Genomic DNA, 22,026 nt, shown 5'->3' with positions numbered 1-22,026 from the left:
GGATAATAGATAAAAAAAAGGCATCCATTATCTCAACTGAGATGGGATGCCGTTTCATTCTTTGAAGAATGAGATTGTAGAATGGTTAAGCTGTCAGCGCTAGCAGTCAAACTTAATTCTTCTCACTGGGACTCAAATGAGCGCCCTAAAGGGAGGTGATGAACCATGATGAAAACAATAAACTCGTAACACCAAAAGTGTTACATATACTCAGAGTCCCATCGTTTGAAATAGTTCATTGTTGTGATAAAAATTTTATTTATAGGGATAGGAGTCGACAAAAAAAAGCCAAAAAAAGGGCAACCATAAGGTTGCCTTATGACCTCGTAGGTCAAAGGGACTGCGCTAGAAGCCCCAGGGAGAATGATGAACATGAAAAAACTCTTCGCTGCTCATAAACTTTGAGTATTCCAGACGGTAAAAGTTCAAAAAAGGATCGATCTTTTTTATAAGATCTGCGATCTAATTTTTAGTTAATTGATTTACAATAATAATTCTTCAATTTTTTTTGTTATTGCTTCCGGTTTAGTTGTTGGTGCATATCGCTCTAATACCTTGCCGTTGGCATCGATTAAGAATTTAGTGAAATTCCATTTAATCCTTTCGCTACCCAAGATCCCTTTAGCTGACGATTTAAGATATTGATACAGTGGAGCTGCATTCTCTCCGTTAACTTCAATTTTTTGAAACAGGGGAAAGCTGACATTAAAGTTGAGCTCACAAAAAGATTGGATTTCACCTTCACTTGCACTTTCTTGCTGACCGAACTGGTTGCATGGGAAGCCTAAAACAACAAATTTTTCAGGACCATAAGTATCATAAAGTTTCTGTAAGCCTTTATATTGTGGAGTAAAACCACAACCACTGGCCGTGTTGACGACCAAGATCACTTTACCTTTAAAATCGGCAAAAGAGACTGGCGTGCCCTGAATACTATTAACGGTAAAATCCCAAATTGATGTCGACATCTCTTTACTCCATTTTTTAATCGCTAATGAAAGATACAAAGTCAGAATAATAGCGAGCAAATCAATTGCGTGCAATTTATTTGTGATGCGTAAAGTAAAATCATATCCCTTTTTGGCTAACCTAATAGAGTTAATTCCACTTGTTATCTAATTCGCCCTTATGTTGTTCATTTTGAGCTATTTGATCTGTATGTTGCGGCTTGTTTGCCGTTATGTTTTTTGTTTAAGCAGTTATAACCTTTAAAAACAGTGTTGTAGTGGATGTTTTTGTTGAGTTTGATACTATCCGCAAAACAGTAAATTAGAGATTTTTATGCGATTAAAATTATTGAGTGGCTTGTTACTTGTGTCATGTATTTCAGCGACGACTTATGCTAATGATTTTAGCGTTGGGTTAAATGATGATGTGATTTCAACTGATCTTGCTATCGATCTGAATAAGAATACCAATGCGGTTCTAGGTTATATCTACTCTAATGATGGCGGTCATCTTACTTCAGCTGCTATGCATGTCTCCCATGATGCAGGTATTCACCATTTTGAGATCGGAGCTAAGTACTCATATGTTTGGGCTAAAAAAAGCCCCAACGGAAGTGCGATTGGTGTCGGTGGCAATTATAAAATGGATTTAGGCTCACATGTATCATTCCACGCGTCAGGCTATTATGCACCTTCGGTGTTGTCATTTGGCAGTGTCGATGGTCAATATGAGTTAGACAGTAAAGTGCAATTCCAATTAAATCCTAGCCTAGCCCTGTTTGCTGGTTATAGAAACATTCGCTTCCAGTATGACTATGCCGATAACTCGACCTTCGACAGTGGATTTTACATTGGTGCTAGAGCCGGCTTCTAATGTCCTCGCAGGCTGCAATTGGGCTGTGCGGTTAACGAATATATCCTTTATTTAGCGGCTACCCGTTGCTCTTTGAGCAATGGGATTTTCATTTTATTAAAGCTAGAATGATGGCTGTACTCACTCTCGCCATAAATAGGTCTACGCTTAAATAATGAGTCGTGCATAGAGTGAATACTTTTGAATAGCCTACAGCAGGCGAGGAGTGGATATTGTTGATAACTAGCTAAATCAATGTATGTTCCCAGCTTAGGCTAAGAATTGGTGAAGAATAAATCGATTTATGTTGAACAGCGACGCGCAAGATAGAAAATATCTTTTATCTTGAGAATTGTATTGAATTATCTGGTGTGTATTAATAGAATTTGTCTCTATTTGTTAATGTTATGTTTAAGCGTGAGAAAGTATAAAAATTGAGTATTAGACACCGCTATTTAATGAAAGCCTGCAATAAGTGGTGGGTATAGAATGTGTAATGAACTATCAATTTACTTTAACTCAGTCACTTTTCGACATACTGGTTTCATTTTTTAGTTAGTACTTGCTAATCAAGGGTTTAAATTTAATGAACCAAAGAGTAACAGCGTGTTTTCTGCTATTTCTTAGCCTCATAGGCTGCAGCTTTACCTCTTTCGGATCCCCCTCGTTAGACCAATCTTTTCTTTTTTATGCTAAAGAAGGCCAAACTGCACCGAAAGCGTACAGTGACGTTCCTGTGTGGATGTCTAGTTTAGATAAAGCAAATCACATTAGTTTGACCGGTGGTAATTACTGGCTTATTTTGCCTACCCAAGTGTATTCAAGAGAGACTAAATGGGCTATCAATGTTCAAAATTCAATTGTTGAATCATTGGATTACACGCTATTAGGTAGCGATGGCAGTATGCAACATAGCAAGAGTGGGTATTACACGCCTTACGAGTTTCTGTTCAATTATGGTCGTGAGATTAAGCTTAATTATGGCGTTGAATATTGGGTTGTTATCCAAATGGAAAGTCGCTACTTTTCGTCTGTACCTAAGGTAGATATTGAACCTTACGGTGAGTATAAAATTAGTTCAGATATCGAAGCGATGTTAGTGATGCTCTGTTTGGGCGGCTTGCTGTTTATTGCTTGTTATAACTTGCTTATCTATTTCTCCATTCGAGACAGAGCGTTTCTCTATTACGGGCTTTATGTGATCACCTACTTTACTGGGTGGGCGTTAACTTTCCATCTTGGAGCTCACCTTTGGGGGGTTCATAATTTAGAGATCCATCATCTGTTTTTTATCGGTTTACCAATCTTTAATATCTTATTTTATAAACACTTTCTGCAACTCCCTGAGTATTCGCCTAAGTTATGGCGCTTAAGTAAATTACTGATGTGGACCTGCATTCTTGCTTTGCCTACCAGTATATTTTTGGTTTCCTATACAGCGCTTATCGCTTCTGTCTTGATCATGCTCTGGATAGCCTTGGCAATTACGTGCGGTAATGTTTGTTTGATTAAAGGCTTCTATCCTGCACGTTACTTTATTTTTGCGTTTACTTGTCTGCTTCTCCCTGCTGTGATCATATTGCCTGGAAACATGGGTCTCACTTCGGATTTTATTGAAAATGCCGAGTTAGCGACCTTAATTGGCGGAACTGTGGATGCATTGATGTTATCTCTGGCGTTGGCTTATAAAATCAAATTATTGTCCGAAGAGCGTCAAAGCTATATTGAAACCTTAGGGGTGGCTTGGGAGAAAGCCAGACAAGAGCAATTAACCTTGCTACCCAATCGACATGCGTTAGATGAATGTATTCAGTCTGAAACTTTCTTTGGTAATAATGCGAAGAAAAACTTAGCCCTTATTTTGCTTGATCTTGATGGCTTGAAACAGGTGAATCACACCTTAGGCTATCATGAGGGGGACAGTTTACTGATCCATGCTGCTAAAGAGCTTAAAGTCAGCTGTGATCTTCTTGAAAGAGCTAAGTTGTTCCGCATTGGCGGATATAACTTTGTTATTCTCATTTCAGAGGAACAACTCCCTGTTATATTAAAAAATGTAGAAGAGTTATCGGGATCAATTACCAAGCGTGTTTATAAAGATACAGGCATCAGTTTTGGCTATGGGCTTAATAGTGAAGTGAAAGATGCAGGTGAGTGGTTAAGAGCGGCTGACAGAGATATGTATAAACGTAAAACGGCAAAGCGACGAGAGAAGCAGAACGAGAATGTGACGCTGCAAGATGAACGCTTGGTGTGAAGCGGAGCCTAGGCCCCGCTTTAATTTATATTAAAAGTCTTTTTCTCCCTTTATCACCTTCGGGTGTCCGCAAATGGCTTTGGATGTGTTCATGCCCGCCATTGTTGCTGCCTCAACACAACCTGCATTGATGCCAGTTTTAATCCAGTCTCCGGTGACGTAAAGGTTATCTATTCCTGTGCCGTCAGTATTAATTCGATATTGAGAGCTGCCTTTCACTGACAGTACATAACGCTCAGAAGGGTCTACATTCGCCCGCCAATACTGGCTGTCGAATCTGGTTTCTCCCTGTCTGTTTTCTGGATCGTGTAGCCATTCCCAAGGGAAAGTATCACCGACATTGCCCCAAAGCTTGTTAATTTGTGTCTTAAGCTGACCTATGGCACCTAATTTGGCTTCCTCGGCTTTAAGCTGAGGAAAGCTAATGTCGCTCTTTGGTGGATAATGTTCGACGGGAAGCGCTGAGCAGAAGTAACTGGCATTTTTAGGTTCAACACCTTGCCAGTCCTCTTTATCGAGCAGTTGATCCATTGAAGCCCACGTGTCGAAAGGTTCAGTAAAAGCAGAGAGTACTGGCTGCTCTCCATTTTCATTCTTGATAGACCAGCCAATTCCTTCAAGATCGGTATTTAGCCAAAGTTGATAAGCTTGAGTGGCAACGGTTTGTACTTTCTCGACTGCTTTGGCTAATGGTTGACTCTGAGCCATCACTTCGCTTGCAACCTGGGGCACAGAGCCAATAGACAGGCCGAAGATCACCTTGTCGAAATCAATGCCTTTCTCTAGTCGCTTAGTGGGCAATGGCGCATTATGTTTGGCTTGATAGACCTGCTCCCAATCGCTCCAAAAATGCTCAAGGTTGATATTGTTCTCTTTAAGTAACTGAGCTTGTTCTGGATCTAATTGATCATAATTAGGGGTGCTAGGCCAACAATTTAACCCTTTTACATCGACGAAAGGATCGTATTCAGTCGTACTATCTTTTAATTTTACTTGCTCAGTGATCTCAATGGCCTGAATGCTGTTATTTTCGCAAACTAAGTTGTCGACCCGATTAAAGAAGTGGAAGTTCACGCCTCTGCGTTTGAGAATTTCATAATAGGGAGTGAATACAACATCCCCCATGCCTGCTTGCATCTTCCACATCATACCGCCCTGATAGCATAGGGCGATACGTAACATAGAGCGTATGATGGTGCCCGCTTCCAAATTCGGTTTATCGAAGTTACCTTTTTCGTATGCGAATACCAGATCGTAGAAACCTCTTACGGGTGCAGAGTCGACAGTGAATGTTTGGTTTGCCCCATGTTTAGTCAGCCATTCACGGTAATCGTAATCATTAATAGAATCGAATCCTAGTTTGAATACATCATCGGCAAACATACCTTTTAGTATGGTTAGGCCTAAATCGGCTGCAATAAAGAGTCGGCGTAGCTCATCATTTGTTTCTAGTTTGTCGACGAATCGCTCATTTAATCTGGCTCTAAAGTTATCTACTGCGCCTTCAAACAGACCTTGATCAAGCTCGTGAGCATGGCCTTCACATTCATCTCCAATAAGGCGGTTGATGTAGCATTCAAGCTTGTTGCTCAGTGTCTGCAAGCTATCTCTGGCATCATCGAGTGTTTCATCTATCTTATCGTTAAGATGTTCAAACCAGGCTTCGCTGAACCAATGAATAGGCTTAGCCGATTCAGTTTCCGCTTCATCAAGAATGTCGTCCATGTCCGATAACCAGTGGCGGATCCAACTAAACGCGGCTTTAACCACTTTCCACAGTGTGAGGGTTTGGGTGCTGTCACCGGGTAGACCACTTCGTTCTGGGAACTCAATGGCCCAGCTGTCAGAATCTCCACCAACGTCTTCCTGAAGAACGATAAAATTATGAGGTTTAAAGGCGTCTAAAAAGGTAGCAAGTGGGCTACCAGCCGGACGGTCTAGCTCTTCATAGGCCTTGCGCATTAAGTTAAACGCGTTTTGATAGAAACCAAACCAGATGTGCAGGCCATGCTCCTCTATTCGTTGCCCATATTCAGCATTACGACCACTGGCTCCCTTGCCGCCAATTCGCCAACCCATTTGATAGATATCTATCTCATAACGGTTTTGCCATCCGGCTTGTTCGGTTAAACAGGCGGCAGCAGTAATGGCAGCCACACCGCCACCTAAAATAGCGATTTTTTCTTTTTTAATAATGGAATTATCGACGAGTACTTCTCCCTTAGGCACTTCAAAATCAAAGTTAACATGGTAGGGGAGTAACACATGTTGCTCGCCTAACTCCACGCCCAGTGACTCTTTGAACGGGAAGCTGGCATTATCAAATATGGTTGCAATGAGATCGTTGCCGAGGAGGGAGACAGAGTGAACTTTGTTGATTTTAGCGGGAGAGGCGGTGATCGCTTGATAAACCGCTTTATCTCCCGATGAGTCCGGCAGCTGCTTTAAGAATACTTGGTCAATGGCGGGTTTAAACAGTAGGCTGAAAAGTTGATCTTCACCTAATCGATTCAGATCTGGAATAAAGTCAGTCTGATCTTTAAATAGTTGCCAGGTTTTGGCTATCGCTTCGGTGGTAGAGAGTTGATCTTCCTCTTTCGCTTCGCAATTAACCTCTAATAGAGGATGCATAGCGAGCTCAGTTTCGGGCGAGAAGACCTTAAAACTTTTGGCGGATAGACTTAATTTAGTCAGAGGCTGATCCGGCATTGGCATCTCATATTCACACATATATTTTGAGTAACCAAAGAGTTCACGGCCATTGATCAACGCCATGGCGTCATCAACAAAGATATGCAGGGGATGAAAATACACATGGCTAATATCATCGCTGTCGGCGCTATTCTGTTTGCCAACCATGATCCAGGTGACAATATCAGTCTCTTTTATCCAGCCTTTCTCCCTGTCTTCTGGACAGTCCGAATAGGCTTTATCGACCCGGGTAAAGCTTGTTAATACATAAGGGGAGAGGACTTTAAAATACATTCGGCTTCCAGCAACTTGATTCAGACTGGTATCGATGGATTTTTGCAGGTTTTTCTGTTTGCCTTTCATAAAAAATCCGTACATATCGGCTTTATTTAGAACAAGAGGTGAGTGCATTAACATGGATCCGGAGGGATAGATAAAATCGGGGCGCATCTGTTCCAAGACTTATTCCTTTTATGAGAATACCGTATAGATAACGTGATTATCTCTTACTTATAAGTGGGTTAGGGTATTAGAGTATGGAGCATGATGACATTGTAGGGAGGGAAAAGCAGGAAATAATTTGTGTGAGTATGTAACATGTTTAAAGTAATGAGATTGAGGGCTAATACGTTGCCGTTTAGCCATCAATTTGTAAGATCAAATCTTTAATAGGGTTACCCTCTTCGATGGTTTGCTGTATTTGGCTGATCTTGATCAAGTGATTGACGTTTCAGATCGGATAACTGTCTGCGGTTATGCTTATTTCGTTTATCTTTTTGTTTGCCTTCAGGAGCGTCACTTATTTCACTATCCCAGAGAAGATCATCATTATCGTAGAAGTTTGACATTAGAATTCCAAAATTTAGTCTAGGTTTTTAAGTGCATGTAGAGTCTTCACTTAACGGCATATTATAGATAGTAAAAAGCTTTTATGACAAGAGTATTACGGCGATTTCAAGGAAAAAAAAAGCGGCCCAAGGCCGCTTCAATGTTACTGTTTATTAACGATTACTTACGTATCATTCGAGCGACGAACATACCGTCAGTATCAGCCTGATAGGGTATCACTGTGTGCATCGTGCCTTGCTTGCCGGTAAATGGATGCGTAGTGACCGCTAAAGTGAAGTCACTATTGGATGCCAAAAATGCGTTAACCACGGCTTCGTTCTCTAAAGGGGAGAGTGAGCAGGTGGCATAAACTAAGATTGCGCCATGTTTCACCGCTTGGCTTGAACGAGCCAGGATATCTAATTGAAGAGCGGGCTTATCCATGACTGCGTCTTTACTATCTATCCAGCGCATATCCGGATTACGTCGCCAAGTACCAGTACAACTGCAAGGTGCATCCACCAGCACACCATCAAAATGAGCATGTTCAACGGGTAATTCATCAGACTTCCATGGCGCTGTCGAAATCCCTTTAAAGCCGGCACGTTTTGCGCGTTTAGCCAGTTCTTCAAGCGGTTTTCTGCGGATATCAGAAGCGATAATCGTGCCTGTTGCGTGTTTGTTTTGCTGCAGCATTAGGGATCTTAGCTGCAAGCTTTTACCCCCCGCTCCACTGCACGTGTCCCACCAGTTATCATCCGCTTTAGGTTGGCACATTTGGCCAACAACTTGAGAACCGAGATCTTGAATTTCTAGCTCGCCATCTTTATAAAGTGCTAAACCGTTAAGATTAATATTCTTATGACCAAGGTTGATGCTATCACTGAAAAACTCACTGCCGGTTGCCGCAATGTCTACTTTAGTCAGCGTATCTATGGCGTCATGAACGTCAATATTCTGCACGCGTCCCCAGATTGGCGGGCGGGATGACAGAGATTCTATTAATGCTAAACGTTGCTCTGTGTCGTCGCTAGGGCAGACTTCCCAGAACCAATCGGGTACAAGTTCATCAGGGGTGAATGAAAGTGAATCAAACTGGGTATTGAGCCAGTCACATCGCTGCGCAGCACTGTCAAATTGTGTGGCTGATTCTAACGGCTTGATACCAGCAAATCCTTCCCAAGCTGAAATAAAATCATGCCAAGGATGAGATTCTAGCTGGGCGTTGATGGTCAAAATAGTGAACCACACTTGTTCTTTTGGCTCAGTTTCAGGTAGCGCATTGAACTTGCTTAACCAGCCCCACCAACGAAATAGCGCAAACACACTCTCACGGATCACGCGTCTGTCTTTCGAGCCATGTTTCTTATTGATTCTGAAATACTCACCCACCACGCGATCTGCTGGTTGTTGCTTATCCATGACCTGATGAAATAGTTGGAAAATGGTGTTGGCATAACTCAGCGCACGCTTTTGTGCGGGAGTCTCAGCGTGAAGGTTGTCGAAAGAGAGAGCGTCTGTTGCTTGCTCTATGGAGTTCGTTTGGCTTGTGTTCAAGGCGTCGACCATGGCTAATTATCAAGGGGTGGTATCAATGCGGGGATTATAACAGAAGCTCGATTCTGTCGATATGATGAGTTTTAAAGGAAAGAGTGTGAATAAATGGCTAACAATAAATTGCGAGAGCATATGTATCTGCGCTGATTTTTATAATTACTGTCAACTAAATAACCGCCAGACCTCCCACTTTCTTATCGTAGCAGAAGCACCACTACAGATGAACTGGATGTTGGTCTGTATCTGAAACGGATCCGAGTGGCGCAGATGTGCCTCGGTGATGGAGATTTTCACCTCGCCCGTTTCGGTGAACTTAGCGACTAACTTTATCGACAAAAGTCACATCACAGGACGAACGCCAAATGTTATTAGCAATGACATTTGGCGTTTTTTTGATGTACCGCTTCTAAATTAAGTGTGCTCGTTATTGCAGCACTATTTTGTTAGAGTAAGAATTAATCAATAGCTTTGCAGAAGTGGCCTTAGAAATAGGTTTGCTGAGCTGGCGTCATCCCATATGTACATACAGGAGGTTTACATGAAGCGAGTAACGGGTATCGGCGGTATCTTTTTCAAGGCAAAGGATCCAGCAGCTTTGCAGGCTTGGTATAAAAATCATCTCGGCGTAGATGTTCAGGATTGGGGCGGCACAGCATTTAATTGGACTGATTCGGAGGGTAAGCCGACAGGCGGCACGACCGTCTGGTGTATTGGTTCAGACAGTGGCGAGCAGTTTGCACCAAGCAATGCTTCATTCATGGTTAACTACCGCGTTGAAGACCTAGATGCTTTGGTTACAGTGCTGAAGACTGAGGGCTGTAACGTGCTCAATAAGCGTGAAGATTCAGAGTTCGGCAAGTTTGCGTGGGTCATCGATCCTGAAGGCAACAAGGTCGAGTTATGGCAACCACCAGCAGGCCAATGAAATGCCTTACGTGCCATGTCGTAAACACCAGTTTATGTGCAGCCTTCAAACGAAGGCTGCTTATACTTTTTATTTAAGTATCTAGTGTGGTACTTATAAACTAAATAAAGAGCCTGAATGGACAGCCATGTTTTAACTTCATTCAGGCTTGTTTAAGCTATTTAGCTTTTTTAACAGCAGAACTTGCTTTTGCTGTTGGATTTTTTTGACAATAATCAATCACGTCATCCACTTCGACGTCATCTAGATCGTCAACCTCTATGACACTAGTGTCGCCAGTCCAGAAGTTGTAATGATATAGGAAGCCAACCACGACTGGGACAGTTGCATAATCAACATCTAAAAACTGGGCACACGTCATATCTTTAACATCTATTCCTTTTGATGCTTCTGCCTGTGCGACAGGAATAACGGATAAAGCCAGAGAGATAAATAGTATATTTTTCAATTTCATATTATCACCTTTAGATTAAGGACGGATGTAAGGCTACGTCAGCCTTCGAGGTGAGTCTAAACGATGGCTAAGCGGCGGGGCAATAACATCTTAGTCTGCTTAAGTAATATCATACTTAAGCATTCCCTAATCCTTCTCGTTGTCATTCACAAACTTGCCGTGTATCTCCTTTGTGAGCGACTCAATGGTTTCACTTAGGCCTATGGTCATTTCTGTGAGCTTGGTATTTCGTTCCATTAAATCCAACAATTGTTCAGATTGCTTCCTAGCAAAAATTTCTCGTTGTTCAGATGCCTGTGCAAGGGACTCTCGATGAAGCGCATCGGCTTCTGCATGGGCTTTATCTCTGTCAGCTTGACGAGTCTGAGCCAGAAGAATTAATGGCGCTGCATAAGCAGCTTGAAGGCTAAATGCTAAGTTCAATAATATAAAAGGGTACAAGTCGAATGTTAGGATCCCCATTAAATTCAGGGCTACCCATCCACCGACCACGATAGTTTGAATGATTAGAAAAGTCGGTGTGCCAAAAAAACGTGCAAATTTTTCGGCCTTTAAAGAAAACCAGTCATCGCCAAATACTGAGAATAAACGAGAAAATGGTATGTAAAACCGTAAATGATGATTACTTTTTTCTGGTTCATCGTTCATATTTATTCCCTTCATGAGTGTCTATTTTTATCCTAGTGATTGCGATTATATGACAGATGGTAGCGATGAAGATAAATAGTATCGATAGCATCTTCAGGGGGGGGGAGTTGATATCTCAATTAAAGGAGGTGGATTCATTGTTATTATTAAGAATAGACAAATTTTAGATGCTGAAAATAAATTGATACAGTATGGTCCGTATCTAGATACGGACTGCAATACTTCGGAAATTATTGTCCAAAAAATCATACAAAAACAACTTAATCAATTCTAATGTTTATTTCTCGCAAGGATCATTTGGCAAACACATGTTGCTTAAATTAGACGGCAATGGACTCCTAGTATCGACACCGCTCAACTTATCATTGACCTGTCTATAGCTTTATAGTTTAGAGTGTTCCTATTCAAATCATTGAGTAGAGCCATCACTGTGTATCGAATATCAGAACTTGCTGTAAAAGTCGGCTTATCACGCACTGCTCTGCTCTATTATGAAAACCAAGGACTGATAAAAGGTCAAAGGCAGGATAATGGATATAGGATTTACAGCGACTACGATCTTCAACGTATTCGTTTAATTCAGAAACTTCAGGCTGGAGGCTTAAGCCTAAAAGAGTGCAAAGCGTGCTTGGAAGCAAAAGTTGATCGCAAACTGTTAGCAAGCCGTCTGCTTAAGTTAGATGCGGAAATTAATAGTAAACAGCAATCACGAGAATTACTTGCGGCAATGCTTGGAGAAGGCACTCTAAGAACATGGCATGAAAGCGTGGATACACTAGCGCCAGATGTGCATTTAGATTGGTTAATGAAGCAGGGCTTCAGTGAAAAAGAAGCGTTGCGATTAAAATGGTTGTCAAAAGATATGAATGAACACGAACAGTATATGACTGATTTTATGAAAATATTTGAAGCTCTTGAACGATGGGCGCCAGGTAGCGAAAGTGAAACACTAAAAGCATTATCGTCTTTATCTAAGTCACCGAAAGCGATCCTTGAAATAGGCTGTGGTAAAGGGCTTGCCACTAAGGTGCTGGCAAATAATACTGTTGCATCGATTACTACGGTTGATAATGAAGAGTCTGCACTGACAAGTCTCAAAGAGCGTTTTGAGGCTGATGGCTTGGGATCTCGACTCGATACAGTTTGTGCCAGTATGACAGAGTTACCTTTTAACGAAGCGAGTTTCGATCTGATATGGGCTGAAGGTAGCGCGTACATTATGGGCGTGACCAAGGCGTTATCTCAATGGTGGCCTCTGCTTGATGACAAGGGTATTTTGATGATAAGCGACTTAGTTTGGTTGACCGATACGCCGAATGAGGAAGCTGTTGAGTTCTGGAAGAATCAATATCCAGATATGCAAACGGTTGCGGTTCGCGTTAAACAGATGGAAACTGCTGGCTATGAGGTCATCAATAGTTTTACGCTCAGTCGCCAAGCATGGCAGAGCTACTATGAGCCATTGAGATTGCGCGTCGAAGCACTGCAACCAGAAATGCAAGACTCTCAAGCAATAAAAGACATCAGTAAAGAGATCGACATCTACAGCAACTATCTTGGTCAGTTTGGCTACCAGATGTTTACTTTAAGAAAGTGTGGTTAAACTCAAACACGCTAACATCGAACAGGCATCATTTTTGTTCGTCAATAAATTTGCCGTGTATCTCCTTTGTGAGCGACTCAATTCGCTCACTTAATCCTATTGTGATCTCTGTGAGCTTATTATTTCGCTCCATTAGCTGCAGTAATTGTTCAGATTGCTTTCTAGCAAATATTTCTCTTTCTTCACTCGCTGATGCGAGGGACTCTCTATGTTGAGCATCGGCTTCTGCGTGCACTTTATCTCTGTCTGCTTGGCGAGTTTGAGCGAGAAGAATTAATGGTGCAGCGTAAGCAGCCTGAAGACTAAAAGCTAAATTTAGTAATATGAAAGGATATAAATCAAATTTTACGATACCCGTTAAATTGAGGGTGATCCAGGTAGCAACAATGATGGTTTGCGCGATGAGAAAAACAGGCGTACCAAAGAATCGTGCAAATGCCTCAGCCTTTAAAGAAAACCAGTCATCACCAAACACTGAAAACATACGAGAAAATGGCATGTGAAACCTGAAATGATGGTTATTATTCTCTGGTTCGTTGTTCATATTAACCTCTTTTATGTATGTCTGTTTTCAATCTACTGTTTGCTGTTGCGCAGGGATTGTAACAATTAAGAGGGGTTATTAGTTAACTGGAATGAGCTTATTTGAAGAGGGAGGTTATATCAATCGGTTACCCGCTAGAAGATCTCTAGCGGTATTAATTGAACACAACGCCATTGCTCAATGCGCTGTTATTGGTGTTAACGACGAACGGATGGGCGAGGTCGGTTGCGCCTATATCGTCCGTATTCCAGATCAAACAATAGATGATGCAGAACTGATTAGTTGGTGCCGTACGCGGATGGCCAACTATAAAGTCCCCCGATATGTCCGCTTTATCGACCAGATGCCAGTTAATGCTTCCAATAAGATCATTAAAGCGCAGCTGAGCGATCATTTTTCAGCTCAAATGGACGTGGTGTGATAGTTAATATGGCTGGCACCGCAGATTCACATTAGCCTAAGCTTTTCTTCGCGGCCTCGGTGTTCTTCGTGGTTATTGCTTTTATCAAAGCGATAACCAGTCCCAGGTTATTTTTTCTTTATCTGACTTCCTAAATTTCGTCCCTATTTCAGCCAATCTAACGGGTGGCTAGACTAACGCTTTCAGTCAGTATTAATTCACATCTTCTGTTGAGTTACCTATAGAGGATGTGTAGGTTGAGTATTATGAAGCTTTACACATAGGCATGGTCAGAAAGGAATTACATTGAATAATCCATTTCATTTATCTTTTGTTGTTCCTAATTTACGCTTGGCTGAAGCGTTTTATATCAATGTTCTTGGCTGCAAAAAAGGCCGAGATACAGGCGATTGGATAGACATTATCTTTTTTGGTCATCAACTAACACTTCATCAAGAAACAGAATCAATGAAAGCGCAATCTATCGACCATTTCGGTGTCATTTTAGATAAGGTTGAATGGCAAGCTATTGCAGATAAAGTAGAGTTTGAAAATATTCCTTTTGTTCTTTCACCTAATGAAAAAACAAATGAGGATAATAGTGAGTCGGGTAAGTTCATCATCAAAGATCCTGCTAATAACCTGATAGAGTTTAAATTTTATAAAAAATAGCCTGTATCGTTAGCGTGATAAATGCTGAGCAAGACTTCGCCGCCTAACGCGACGTTATGCTTTAGAGAAATAGAAATAAATAGAAAGAGAAATAGAGAGAACTGAAATGGAGTATGCCCCAATTAAAGAACTTATCGCATTCAGCGATTTTGAAAAATTGGATATTAGAGTGGGCACGATCACAAAGGTTTCTGAAGTTGAAAAATCAAATAAGCTGATGAAATTAACTGTAGATTTTGGTGATCATGTTCGTTCTATACTTGCTGGCATTAAGCAAGAACGCGAAAACCCATTCGAAATTGAAGGTAAGCAAGCACTATTTGTTGTGAACCTGCCTGAGCAAAAAATGGCAGGAGAAGTATCCCAAGGGATGTTGTTTGATATCGGTTATGCCGATAAGTTGAAACCATGTCTGTCGATGCCAGAAACGCCAATGCCAAATGGTAGTCGATCAGGTTAGATGCCTTGATACTTAGGGGAAAACCACGAGACTAAATGGGGGAGTGAATATGCAAAAATCGTCAGCAATCTCTATCAAGGATGGGTTCAATAATATCAATTACATTAAGTATCTGTTCATTCAGCGGGAATTCAAAGCGCTGAAGGCCAGGCGGATGATTGAAGCTAATAGTTATTCTATATCTAAATCATTCAACACAGCATCCAGGGCTTTGAAACCCGCCCTGCGGGAGGCTCTCAAACATTCCACTTCTGCTTTGCATTGACTGACAAGGGAATAACCATTCTTTCACCAATGCGTCTTGAATTGAAAAGTTTGAGCGCCTCTGAATTGATAACATATTTAATGTAATTGATATAAGGTTAAGTGCCTTGAAAATAGAACGCCTGAATCTTCGAATCAACAAATGCAGGACTCATTTATTAAGCTAACCGATTTCGATAAAAGTGCTATATACCTCACGGATTATTCGGGGTTCAGTGAGTGGGAAAGACACCCTGCGGGTGATGAGCTGGTTCATGTTATTGAAGGCGAAACCACTTTAGTTCTGTTAAATGACGGTATTGAATCTAAAAATAAACTCTTGTCAGGTGAATTTCTAGTTGTGCCTCAAGGTGTGTGGCACAGGTTTGAGTCTCCTAAAGGGTTAAAAGTGTTAACCATTACGCCACCACCAACAGAGCACAGTATTATTAAACCTGGGTAGTTAAGGTCACCGAAAAAACTCGATGACCATTGGATGCTTAATGAACGACTGAACTGCTTGCTGGTTTCTTAGAAGCTTTTGCAGCTTTCTTTTCTTTCGCTGTTAAAAGAGGTTTCTTTTTAACATTTTTCTTACTGTCTTGGCCTTTACTCATAATGCTTTCCTTTTTAGGTAATCGTTAAAACCTAAAGTTAGTTTGAGCCAACCTGAGGACTGAGGTTATGCAGTGACACGATAGGCCAGCACATAAGAACATCAGTATGGCCCTATGGTGACTCAATAGATACAAGAGCTTACTATCGTCAGCAGTTATGTGAAATGACGTACATGATTTGGAAAGGATATGGCAACTTATGGAGAATGTTAAATCGTCTTGATATTGTGCTTAGTGTTGATACTTCTGATGATTGAACCACACCAGTATTTCATGAGGCGAAGTGGGTCATTGTTGTTTCTATATTTTGACTAAATCGATGTTGCAGTGTATTGAGAGTAAAAGAACAAGAGGAAAAGTGTTACTTTTCCTCTTGTTTCGATTCAACTTAGTAGCTAGCTGTCATGGTGTCAGAACAACCAGAAGCGTCACAAATCTTGTAGTCGACACTGTCCGGACTGTCTGCATTGGTTCTAAATCGGTCGCGGAAGCGGCCATCGTTATTGGTTTCTGCAATCATCTCATCATCACGATAAATGCTGACCTTATCACCGCTTGCACCACCCCAAGACAGATCAACCATTACAGTGCCTCTGCGTGATTTAAGTGTGCGAATGATAGAGGCTTCAATATCGCTTGCTGGTACCGTGACATCGTAACTCTGACTCGCAGTATGTTGCGCATCACCATCGTCAGTCACAGTTAAAGAAACTGTGTAGTTTCCTGAACTGACATAGCTGTGAGTGGTGCTTTCTCCAGAGCCTGTGTTTCCATCTCCGAAATCCCAAGCCCAGCTAACAACGTCGCCATCAGCATCGGTGCTGGTGCTGGTAAAGGTACCATCAGCATCATTAAAGCTAGCGTCGAAACTGGCTACTGGCGGCGTATTCGTCTCGTCGGCTTCAAATGTGCCTGTCAACGACAGTCCATCGTAGGCTGCATAAGCATTGACCATCACATACCAAACATCTGCATCAGGTGTTGGGAAGCTACAGGTCTCGTTACTGCTTGCAGAGAATGAGCGGCAATCATAGTCGCTTAATGTCGGCAGTGAACCTTGCTTAACATACAGATCGGCATCACCGGTCTCTCCAGCTGTCACAAACTCCAGATTAGTGGCATTGGCAGGAACTTGCATATAGAAGTAAATCGGTGCATTGGTTTCAGCACTGAGATCAATTCTAGACTCGCCTGAAATCAACTCATCCTGACCTTGATCGAAAATGGCTGCTTGAGTGTAGGCTGTTCTTGATGCACCATCATCATCGGTTACTTTCAGCGATACTTCAAAGCTTCCGCGAGCAGAATAAACGTGCGAAGGATTCTCTAGTTCACTGGTATCACTGTCATCACCAAAGCCCCAAAGGAAGTTGACGATAGTGCCATCAGCATCTTCAGAACCTGCGCTGCTGAAATCAACCGCGGTATCAACAAAGCCTAAATATGGGCCATTGATGTTCGCGACTGGAAGTTGGTTATCTCCAGGATCGGTTGCATTCATACCGTCTATGGCCATTTCACCTGTACTTTCAGGGTCAAGCCAAGTGCTTAGACGGGTGCTGGCTGTTCCGCCACCATCCCATGAAGTGTGAATTCGACCATACCAATCAGATTGGTCATTACCACATGCCGCACCGCCGCCGTGGAGCTGTCCAATGACGCGCTTGTTTTGATCAAATAGGTGTGAACCAGATGAACCTGGTTCAGTTGTGCCTAAGTCCCAATCGATGACACGAACATGGGTGCCATCTCCTGGTGATGCATCGCCGCTATAAGAAGTGATTGTGGTCGCGTCATTCTCAAAACTAATGCGCTTTTCATCGACACTAGGGTGATGAATAGCGACAGCTGAAGTTGAGGCTTCATCTGCAGCATTCCAGCCAGCAAGGAAAACGTTATGACCAGGATCAAATGGATCATCCAGCTCGACCAAGGTCATGTCAGAAGGAGAGTGACCTGCACGGAAGATAGCACCAGTATTAAACTGATCTAAAGTACCATCACCCGGACCACCGCTCTCGCCACTGTCAGGCGCACGGCAAACACTATTTTCAAAGTTCCAATAGGTGACTAATGAAGCTGCGTTACCTGCATTAATGCCACAGTGAAAAGCGGTTAGAAAGAATCCACGTCCATCATTTGCAGTGTTATTCAAAGCACCGCCAGAACAGAATCCAGAGCCTCCTAAACTAATTGCAGCAGCTGAACGGATCTGATCTCGCCATTCATCTCCAGCACTACAGGATACATCGACATTACAAGAACCTGATAGAGTCTCATAGATGTCTTTCGGGTTTGCTCCCAGATAGCCGTGGTTAACGGCACTGAGTGTGAGCTTAAGTTGTTTTAGTTGTTTGGTTGGTACATTGACCTCAATGATGACTGTGTCGCCTTTTAGCATTGGCGTCCAAAGTTGACCGTGGTCATCATTATCCTTTGCAGTGAAAGGACGAATGTTTTGAGCATGGTTCGGTGTGTAAATATGTAACGAACCACCTTCAGGCATAAAATATTCGCTAAAACCGAAGTTCAAAGATAATGCACCTGAAGAGACAATCTTGGTACTCCAGACAGACATATCGCTTGTTTTGCCATTTTCAGTGTGGCGTTGCGATTGCCAATCACTTGGTGTGATAGCCACCTTGATAGGCTCAGCAAATTTTAATACCACGTTATCAGTGTTTGTTGCTCGCTCTAGTGCATCACGTTGTCGAAGCTTGGTGTTATCCAAGGGCGGCATTTTTTGTAGTTCTGCTTGCTTTAACATGTCCGGTTGGGATAAGGATAAAGGCGATTGAGCACCTTGGGCGCTTAAGCAAAGAAATGCCCCCGCTAAGCCAAGATAATATTTAATGTATTTAGTATTCATAAAACCCTCATTGATTTTACAGAAGTTTTAATCTCTACAATGGAGATTAAAAATAATGGCAATATTTAAAAGTATTAAATAAATAAGAGATTAAACGTAATGGTAATATTCAAAAATACTCAATAAATAAAACATTAAAGTTTCAAGGTGTTTGACCCTGGGTAAATTATTACTGCTAACTCTAAAGTACAAAAAATACTATCGATTTTATAGTGCTTTTTTAATGGCCGTTTAAGCGTCTATTACTGAAATCCTGAACTGACTAGTATTAAAGTCTACACCCATTCCGGTATGACTTTTCTTGGTTTTGTAGGCAGTAACTGACAGTTATCTATTTTTTAAAGATAAAAAATAGAGGCTTGAAGTTTGACAGGGTGATTTTTAATCAGCATAGCATGCTCGGTCGTTATTATATTTTGAGTGGTTTCACTGTTTGATCTATTTAATTTGGCTGGCTATTTACGACTAAACTACTACTTATAAAGTTTGAAGGGAAATGTTTCAAATATACCTCTGTGGAGCAGGTTAATTAAATCTATTTTAGTCATCGAGATTGACTAACTTAAAGTTGAAAACGTACACACGCTGAGAATAGCGTGTGTACGTTTTTACAATGACAGCAACTTTAATTCACTTAACTCTTAAATCCCTTTTTTATCTGAGAAAGTGCTACACGATGACTTCATCACGTTTGCCGTTCAGATCATGATCACCTTCGGCTATATGAGAGCTTTGTGACGAATGTCATTAAGGCATCACCCATAACTGCATTGTTCAATATGACGGGCTTACCTGCGATGTCAGTGTCACTGCACTGGAATGCCGATGGTTTGCCTATTGGGGTTCAATTCGCAGGCCCTTATGGCGGCGAAGCCCAATTATTGGCACTGGCAGCCCAGTTAGAATCTGTAGAGCCTTGGGCACATAAAATTCCACCTATGGTGCAAATCGAGGCTCGGTATTAAAGCAGAGAAGCTCCTGCTCTTAAGGGCTGGAGCTTAAATTAATCCGCTTTGATTTAACCATATTGAAACTTTTAAATGATAGAAACATGATTGATACTGTTAACGTCACTTGATTTAAGTAACCAATGAGACTATCTATCCATTGGGCTCATTGTGTGGCTGAAGCGTGTACCTAAAACGTGAGTATAGAGTTCAGTGGTTTTTAAATCAGTATGGCCAAGTAATTCTTGAACCGTTCTAATATCAGAGCCATGTTGCAACAACTGAGTTGCGAATGAATGCCTGAAGGTATGTGCTTTCACTTGCTTGGCGACTTGACTTACTATATCGATCTTTTTTACCTTTTCCTCTAAAGATAAATAAAGTGTTATCGTTCAAGTTAATGTCTTTTATTCTCAGTTTTTATGCTGTAACGTCGAGTCCGCAGCTCTGTCCGGACTGACTCTAAAAATGGTGAATTATTCATTTGATAACCTACACTCGGAAGCTGTACGTATATACAGTTATAATTCAGATTTTACCAAATGCCAATATTGCTTCTCGTTATGTAAAATGCAAAATTCTCGGTTTCTAAATTCATAAAATCTTACCTGTTTGAAAAATATACACTTTCTATCTGCAGATATTTACATAACGACCCAAAATCATTCTCGATTATCTAAGTTCTCGGTTTCACCGAACTAAGTTGTCATTGCCTCACGGAAATGTTGCGAGTAAGGTGTTAAAATCGTTGTGAATAAGTAACACTTTGTCGAGTAAGATAATTGATATCAGCAGAGTGTTTATCGGAATTCACGCTAATAAGCTGTTATGCCTCACTCAATTAAGGAGTCCATATGATTAGCACCGAATTTTTAATTACCTCCCTCATAGTTGTTTTACTTCCCGGTACAGGTGTTATTTATACAATTTCAATAGGCCTTTTTCAGAACGCTCGTGCAAGTACATTTGCAGCGCTAGGGTGTACAGCCGGCATCATTCCTTCACTATTGGCCTGTATCTTGGGATTGGCTGCTGTGATCCATACCAGTGCATTACTATTCCAAATCATAAAGTTTGTAGGTGTTGCGTATTTACTCTATCTCGCGTGGGGTATGTGGAAAGAAACTGGCGGATTAGTTCTAGAGGATAACGGTGATAGAGCAAGTATGCTCGCGGTCGGCACCAAGGGGTTTCTTATCAACATTCTAAACCCAAAATTGTCAGTATTTTTCTTGGCTTTTCTTCCTCAGTTTGTCCCTGCACAAGCCGCATCGCCTTTAATAAATATGCTTGTTTTAGGTGTCGTTTTCATGGCTATGACGTTGTTTGTTTTCATTTTTTATGGCTTGTTAGCTAACAGTGTCAGTACATATGTTGTAAGTTCTCCCAAGATCATGAAATACGTACAACGTACTTTTTCAGCTACATTTGCCATGTTAGGTGCAAAGCTAGCCTTTGCTGAGCTTTAAGTCATGGTCAAAAGGCATAACAAGCGCAGGCTGTCGGAGCACCTTTTCGTTCCTTCGTCACTACAAGCCGCCCGCAGCTGCGGGCGTTAGCATTCATTATGATTAAGCAACTATTACTACTTACAATTTTAAATTCAAATATTGTCTACGCTGAGGATAAAAATATTGTTATGACACCTTTAGATCATGCGTATGTTGAAGCCACAAAAAACAGTAAAGAAGCTATTTTTTATAACGCATTTTTAACTGCTACTATTTTCATTCCAACTTTAGATTCGCCAGACGAAGAAAAACAAACTAGGGCCGGAGACAACGATACAATTTCTCCCATAATAATTGAGTCAGATGGCGACCAATACATAATGCTATTCGACTCAAAAGAAAGGCTTGTTTCATGGGCTCAACGAGAAGTAGGTTTTGCAGCACTGCCAGGTCACGCAATAGTAGAAATGATGGGGACAGATTTTCATTGGGCTCTAAATGTTGGAACAGCACATGTTAAAACATTTGTTCCTGATGAAATTAAATGGATCAAAGGTAACCTTAATACACCAGAAGAAAAAATGGTTGCTTCTGGAACGCAGGTTTTAATTGGCGCTCCCTCGAAAATCCCCAACGGCTTAATAGAATCATTAGTTAAAAGCTTATCTTCTAGAAACGGCGAAATTAAAGCAGCATATCTTGGGCAGGTTCATTACGTACGAGAAGGTGAAAAACCACATTTAGCTCTTGTTCTGCACACTGACATCAATGATAAATCAATAATCGAAGCCATAAGCAAAGATTTAGCTTTTTCTACTAAAGGCTTTCTCGGTGATGATGAGTATATTGATATAATGGTAAATGATGGAAATGGTACTGCTTTAGAAATTACCAAAGCAGTCAAACCTTTTTATAAAAAAAGTGGTTGGCTAAAAAGAATGCTAACAAATAAGGATAGGCCGCGCGAAGCCGCGTCCTTATCCCAAGTGTTGAACAAGCCCGATGGTGGGGTTATCAATACTCTTTATTAAGCAAATAGCAGATCGAGAGTTTGGTCTAT

18 protein-coding genes and 2 pseudogenes are annotated in these 22,026 nt (G+C 41.4%); 11 read left to right on the top strand and 9 right to left on the bottom strand.

Annotated features, from left to right (window positions below):
- Window positions 1-482: 482 nt before the first annotated feature.
- Window positions 483-968, bottom strand: coding sequence for a glutathione peroxidase (locus FN961_RS19500; protein WP_144041853.1), 486 nt, complete (start codon window positions 966-968; stop codon window positions 483-485).
- A 313-nt stretch (window positions 969-1,281) separates the two neighbouring features.
- Here FN961_RS19500 and FN961_RS19495 point away from each other — a divergent pair, with 313 nt between their 5' ends.
- Window positions 1,282-1,821: a YfaZ family outer membrane protein gene (locus FN961_RS19495; protein WP_144041852.1), complete on the top strand. Its 540-nt coding sequence runs from the start codon at window positions 1,282-1,284 to the stop codon at window positions 1,819-1,821.
- Window positions 1,822-2,386: 565 nt separating this feature from the next.
- Window positions 2,387-4,057: a sensor domain-containing diguanylate cyclase gene (locus FN961_RS19490; RefSeq protein WP_144041851.1), complete on the top strand. Its 1,671-nt coding sequence runs from the start codon at window positions 2,387-2,389 to the stop codon at window positions 4,055-4,057.
- A gap of 30 nt (window positions 4,058-4,087) precedes the next feature.
- Here the strand turns inward: FN961_RS19490 and FN961_RS19485 are convergent, their stop codons facing one another.
- The 3 genes from FN961_RS19485 to FN961_RS19480 form a co-directional block, all read right to left on the bottom strand.
- The gene (locus FN961_RS19485; RefSeq protein WP_144041850.1) at window positions 4,088-7,207 is read right to left on the bottom strand and encodes an NAD(P)-binding protein; all 3,120 of its coding nucleotides are present in this window, start codon (window positions 7,205-7,207) and stop codon (window positions 4,088-4,090) included.
- A gap of 215 nt (window positions 7,208-7,422) precedes the next feature.
- A complete protein-coding gene (locus tag FN961_RS25875) occupies window positions 7,423-7,596 on the bottom strand; it encodes a hypothetical protein (RefSeq protein WP_185972846.1) in 174 nt (57 codons plus the stop codon).
- A 160-nt stretch (window positions 7,597-7,756) separates the two neighbouring features.
- Window positions 7,757-9,145, bottom strand: coding sequence for an RsmB/NOP family class I SAM-dependent RNA methyltransferase (locus FN961_RS19480; protein ID WP_144041849.1), 1,389 nt, complete (start codon window positions 9,143-9,145; stop codon window positions 7,757-7,759).
- A gap of 526 nt (window positions 9,146-9,671) precedes the next feature.
- On the opposite strand from FN961_RS19480, the gene FN961_RS19475 reads away from it, so the two are divergent.
- Window positions 9,672-10,058 carry a VOC family protein gene (locus FN961_RS19475; protein ID WP_144041848.1) on the top strand — a complete coding sequence of 129 codons (387 nt, stop codon included), beginning with the start codon at window positions 9,672-9,674 and terminating at the stop codon, window positions 10,056-10,058.
- A 157-nt stretch (window positions 10,059-10,215) separates the two neighbouring features.
- Here FN961_RS19475 and FN961_RS19470 read toward each other — a convergent pair whose 3' ends face one another.
- Complete coding sequence (locus FN961_RS19470; protein ID WP_144041847.1) at window positions 10,216-10,512, bottom strand: HdeA/HdeB family chaperone; 297 nt, start codon at window positions 10,510-10,512, stop codon at window positions 10,216-10,218.
- 126 nt (window positions 10,513-10,638) lie between these two features.
- Window positions 10,639-11,160: a DUF1003 domain-containing protein gene (locus FN961_RS19465; RefSeq protein WP_144041846.1), complete on the bottom strand. Its 522-nt coding sequence runs from the start codon at window positions 11,158-11,160 to the stop codon at window positions 10,639-10,641.
- A gap of 430 nt (window positions 11,161-11,590) precedes the next feature.
- Between FN961_RS19465 and FN961_RS19460 the strand changes: the two genes are divergently transcribed.
- On the top strand, window positions 11,591-12,763 hold the full coding sequence (locus FN961_RS19460; RefSeq protein ID WP_144041845.1) for a MerR family transcriptional regulator: 1,173 nt from the start codon (window positions 11,591-11,593) through the stop codon (window positions 12,761-12,763).
- A gap of 28 nt (window positions 12,764-12,791) precedes the next feature.
- Here FN961_RS19460 and FN961_RS19455 read toward each other — a convergent pair whose 3' ends face one another.
- Window positions 12,792-13,307, bottom strand: a complete 516-nt coding sequence (locus tag FN961_RS19455) for a DUF1003 domain-containing protein (RefSeq protein ID WP_144041844.1) — start codon at window positions 13,305-13,307, stop codon at window positions 12,792-12,794.
- Window positions 13,308-13,398: 91 nt separating this feature from the next.
- Between FN961_RS19455 and FN961_RS19450 the strand changes: the two genes are divergently transcribed.
- The 4 genes from FN961_RS19450 (at window position 13,399) to FN961_RS19435 (ending at window position 15,545) form a co-directional block, all read left to right on the top strand.
- Window positions 13,399-13,728, top strand: coding sequence for an AMP-binding enzyme (locus tag FN961_RS19450; protein ID WP_144041843.1), 330 nt, complete (start codon window positions 13,399-13,401; stop codon window positions 13,726-13,728).
- Window positions 13,729-14,013: 285 nt separating this feature from the next.
- Window positions 14,014-14,379: a VOC family protein gene (locus tag FN961_RS19445; RefSeq protein ID WP_144041842.1), complete on the top strand. Its 366-nt coding sequence runs from the start codon at window positions 14,014-14,016 to the stop codon at window positions 14,377-14,379.
- Window positions 14,380-14,485: 106 nt separating this feature from the next.
- The gene (locus FN961_RS19440; RefSeq protein ID WP_144041841.1) at window positions 14,486-14,839 is read left to right on the top strand and encodes a tRNA-binding protein; all 354 of its coding nucleotides are present in this window, start codon (window positions 14,486-14,488) and stop codon (window positions 14,837-14,839) included.
- A 406-nt stretch (window positions 14,840-15,245) separates the two neighbouring features.
- On the top strand, window positions 15,246-15,545 hold the full coding sequence (locus FN961_RS19435) for a cupin domain-containing protein (RefSeq protein WP_144041840.1): 300 nt from the start codon (window positions 15,246-15,248) through the stop codon (window positions 15,543-15,545).
- A gap of 542 nt (window positions 15,546-16,087) precedes the next feature.
- Here FN961_RS19435 and FN961_RS19430 read toward each other — a convergent pair.
- The gene (locus FN961_RS19430; RefSeq protein WP_144041839.1) at window positions 16,088-18,568 is read right to left on the bottom strand and encodes a PKD domain-containing protein; all 2,481 of its coding nucleotides are present in this window, start codon (window positions 18,566-18,568) and stop codon (window positions 16,088-16,090) included.
- Between the two features lie 731 nt (window positions 18,569-19,299).
- Between FN961_RS19430 and FN961_RS19425 the strand changes: the two are divergent.
- Window positions 19,300-19,533, top strand: a pseudogene (locus FN961_RS19425) (amidase family protein); the annotation flags it as partial.
- 131 nt (window positions 19,534-19,664) lie between these two features.
- Here the strand turns inward: FN961_RS19425 and FN961_RS19420 are convergent.
- Window positions 19,665-19,880, bottom strand: a pseudogene (locus FN961_RS19420) (tyrosine-type recombinase/integrase); the annotation flags it as partial.
- Between the two features lie 489 nt (window positions 19,881-20,369).
- On the opposite strand from FN961_RS19420, the gene FN961_RS19415 reads away from it, so the two are divergent.
- Window positions 20,370-20,984: a LysE family translocator gene (locus FN961_RS19415; protein WP_144041837.1), complete on the top strand. Its 615-nt coding sequence runs from the start codon at window positions 20,370-20,372 to the stop codon at window positions 20,982-20,984.
- 98 nt (window positions 20,985-21,082) lie between these two features.
- Complete coding sequence (locus FN961_RS19410) at window positions 21,083-21,997, top strand: enhanced serine sensitivity protein SseB C-terminal domain-containing protein (protein WP_144041836.1); 915 nt, start codon at window positions 21,083-21,085, stop codon at window positions 21,995-21,997.
- Window positions 21,998-22,026: the final 29 nt, after the last annotated feature.

The sequence above is a fragment of the Shewanella hanedai genome (assembly GCF_007197645.1).
GTDB classification, from domain to species: domain Bacteria; phylum Pseudomonadota; class Gammaproteobacteria; order Enterobacterales; family Shewanellaceae; genus Shewanella; species Shewanella hanedai.
This window is presented reverse-complemented; position numbering and strand designations above follow the sequence as displayed.